The 559-nt window shown below is 73.2% G+C and carries 1 protein-coding gene; it reads left to right on the top strand.

Features of this window, described 5'->3' with window-relative positions:
- Window positions 1-559 (top strand): AMP-binding protein (locus AC5Y5V_RS31395; protein WP_499942982.1); only part of this gene is annotated, 559 nt, incomplete at both ends.

Here is a 559-nt window from a genome sequence, read left to right as displayed (position 1 = left end):
GGGCCGGTTGGTGGTGGTGCCCGACGCGGTGGCCCGCTCGCCGCGGGAGTTCCACGCGCTGATCGTCGACGAGCAGGTGACGGTGTTGACGCAGACGCCGTCGGCGGCAGGGATGCTCTCGGCCGAGGGGCTGGACGCGGACCTGGTGGTCGGGGCCGAACCGTGCCCGCCGGAGCTGGTGGACCGCTGGGCCCCGGGCCGGCGGATGGTCAACGTCTACGGCCCCACCGAAACCACCATCTGGGTCTCCACCAGTTCGCTGACGGCGGGCGCCGGGACGCCGCCGATCGGCTCACCGGTGTCCGGGGCCGCGTTCTTCGTGCTCGACTCGTGGCTGCACCCGGTTCCGGTCGGGGTGGTGGGGGAGCTGTATCTCGCGGGTCGCGGTGTGGGCGTGGGGTATTGGCGGCGGCCGGGGCTCACCGGGTCGCGGTTTGTGTCCTGCCCCTACGGCCCGCCGGGCACCCGGATGTACCGGACCGGGGACCTGGTGCGCTGGCGTGTCGATGGGCAGCTGGACTATCTGGGTCGCGCCGACGAGCAGGTCAAGATCCGCGGG

It is taken from the genome of Mycobacterium sp. NGS68, assembly GCF_059812195.1.
The sequence above is the reverse complement of the archived record's forward strand: the minus strand, read 5'-3'. Positions and strand labels throughout refer to the sequence as shown.